The organism is Pseudomonas sp. ICMP 3272 (genome assembly GCF_001466905.1).
Lineage (GTDB): Bacteria > Pseudomonadota > Gammaproteobacteria > Pseudomonadales > Pseudomonadaceae > Aquipseudomonas > Aquipseudomonas amygdali.
In genome coordinates this window covers 1-2,904 of record NZ_LKEK01000104.1, presented here as the reverse complement: position 1 = coordinate 2,904, position 2,904 = coordinate 1, and the positions used below count along the sequence as shown (strand labels likewise).

1 protein-coding gene and 1 pseudogene are annotated in these 2,904 nt (G+C 62.4%); both read left to right on the top strand.

The genetic code is table 11. From position 1 onward, the window contains the following. The coding region (locus AO068_RS24335; protein ID WP_152999768.1) for an AMP-binding enzyme at window positions 1–925 on the top strand (925 nt) is incomplete at its 5' end. A gap of 14 nt (window positions 926–939) precedes the next feature. Then, window positions 940–2,904 (top strand): annotated as a pseudogene (locus tag AO068_RS24330) (condensation domain-containing protein); the annotation flags it as partial.

Below are 2,904 nucleotides of genomic sequence, written 5' to 3'. Positions count from 1 at the left end.
AACCGAGGCCGACACGCAAAACCCGGCCAGCCCGATTGGCGAGGCGATCCCGGATTTGTCGTGGTACGTGTTGGACGCGAATTTCAACCCGGTCGCCCAAGGCTGCAGCGGCGAACTGCACATCGGCCATGCGGGTCTGGCGCGGGGTTATCACAATCGCGCGGCGCTGACTGCCGAACGCTTCGTGCCGGACCCGTTCTCCAGCGACGGCGGTCGCCTGTACCGCACCGGCGACCTGGCCCGTTATCGCGCTGCCGGAGTGATCGAGTACGCCGGGCGTATCGACCATCAGGTGAAGATTCGCGGCTTCCGCATCGAACTGGGCGAAATCGAAGCGCGGCTGCAAGCGCACCCGGCCGTGCGCGAAGTGATGGTGCTGGCCGTGGATGGGCAATTGGCCGCGTATCTAGTGCCAGCCCAGCCTGATCACGATCAGCAAAGCCTGCGCGAAACCCTGAAGACCGAACTCCGCGCGCACCTGCCGGATTACATGGTGCCGACGCATTTCATCGTCCTCGACAAGATGCCGCTGACCGCCAACGGCAAGCTGGACCGCAAGGCGCTGCCTGCGCCGGATGCCGGTCAGTTGCAGGTGGCCTATGTCGCGCCGCAAGGCGAGCTGGAAGAACAATTGGCGGCGGTCTGGAGTGACGTGCTCAAGGTCGGGCAGGTCGGGCGCAGCGACAACTTCTTCGAACTCGGCGGCCACTCGCTGCTGGCGGTACAGATGCTGGTGCGAGTACGTGAGCAGTTGCAGCGCGAGGTCGGTCTCAAGGACCTGTTCGAACAGCCGGTGCTGGCGGACTTCTGCGCCACGCTGCAAGAAAAAAATGGCGAAAGTGACCATGCGCTGGACGAATTGACTAAATCACTGGAGGCACTCAAACGTTTATCAGCGGAGGAAATTGATAATTTGATTGCTTAGCAGGAGAGACCCCAGTGCAACAGTTGCTTGACTCCGTTAAATCGCTGTCCGCCCGTGAACGCAAGGCGCTGGCGGTCCTGCTCAAGCGCCAGGGGGTGAATCTCTACGGGGTCACGCCGATCGCTGTAAGGGAGACGCAGGCCCCGTCTGCGCTCTCCTATGCGCAGCAGCGGCAATGGATCATCTGGCAACTGGAACCGCACAGCGCGGCCTACAACATTCCGCTGGCGCTGCGCCTGCATGGCGCGCTGGATGTCGAGGCATTACGGCGTACCGTCGAACACCTGATCGAGCGTCACGAAACCCTGCGCACCACGTTTGAACAGCAGGGCGACGAGGCGTTGCAGGTGGTGCATCCGGCGTCGCCGTTTGCGCTAGACGTTGATCAACTGGCGGCTGGCGAAACGGTCGAGCGTTATGTCGATCAGGAAGTGCAACAGCCCTTCGATCTGCAACATGGGCCGCTGTTGCGGGTCAGGCTGCTCAAACTGAGCGAGCAGGAGCACGTACTGGTGCTGACCCAGCACCACATCGTCTCCGATGGCTGGTCGATGCCGATCATGGTCGACGAGCTGATGCAGTGCTATCAGGCCGCCACGCTGGGCCGCAAGGCCGAATTGACGCCGTTGCCGATCCAGTACGCCGACTATGCCCTCTGGCAGCGCAACTGGCTGGAAATGGGCGAGCAGGAGCGCCAGCTTGCGTACTGGAAGCAACAGCTGGGCGAGCAGCAGCCGATTCTGGAGCTGCCCACCGATCGACCGCGCCCGGCGCTGCGCAGCTACGACGGAGCGCGACTGAATGTCGAGCTGGATGCCGCGCTGCTCAACGACCTCAAGACTCTGGCGCGGCAGCAGGGCATCACCCTGTTCATGCTGTTGCTGGCGTCGTTGCAGACCTTGTTGCACCGCTACAGCAGTCAGGCCGATATACGCGTCGGCGTGCCCGTCGCCAACCGCACCCGCAGCGAAACCCAGGGGCTGATCGGTTTCTTCGTCAACACCCAGGTGCTCAAGGCCGACTTCGATACGCAAACCACCGTGGCCGGGTTGCTGCAACAGATCAAGCAGACTGCCGTCGAGGCGCAGGCCCATCAAGACCTGCCGTTCGAACAACTGGTCGAAGCCCTGCAACCGCAGCGCGACTTGAGCCGCAGCCCGCTGTTTCAAGTGGCCTACAACCACCAGAGCGAAGGCCACAACGAGGCCCGCGAACTGGCCGGTCTGCGCCTGGAATATCAGCTGTCCGACAAACACACCGCGCAGTTCGACCTGACCCTGGACACCTGCGAACGCCCGAACGGCCTGGCCGCTTCGTTGACCTACGCCACCGACCTGTTTGACGCCGCAACCATCGAGCGCATGGCCGGGCATTGGCGCAACCTGCTGACCGGCATGTGCCGCGACGTCAACCAGCGCATCGCTGATCTGCCGCTGTTGAGCGTCGATGAGCGGCAAGACACCCTGCGCGACTGGAACCGCGACCTTGCGGTTTATCCAAGTGAATATTGCGCCCATCAACGCATTGAAACTCAGGCCGAGCGCTCGCCGCTGGCCATCGCTCTGAGCTTCGGTGCCGAGCAATTGAGCTATCAACAGCTCAACAGCCGAGCCAACCAGCTGGCTCATAAATTGCGCGAGCAGGGCGTTGGCCCGGATGTTCGCGTGGGGCTGGCCGCTGAACGCAGTCTGCAGATGATCGTGGGAATGCTGGCGATCCTCAAGGCCGGTGGTGCATACGTGCCGCTGGACCCGGATTACCCGCAGGATCGCCTGAGCTTTCTGATGCACGACAGCGGTATCGAACTGTTGCTGACCCAGGCGCATTTNCACTGGATCTGGCGGGTGCGCTGGACGGTTACAGCACGGAAAACCCGGTCAACCAGATCTCGCCAGACAACCTGGCCTACGTGATCTACACCTCCGGCTCGACCGGAAAACCGAAAGGCACCTTGCTCGCCCATCACAACCTGATGCGCC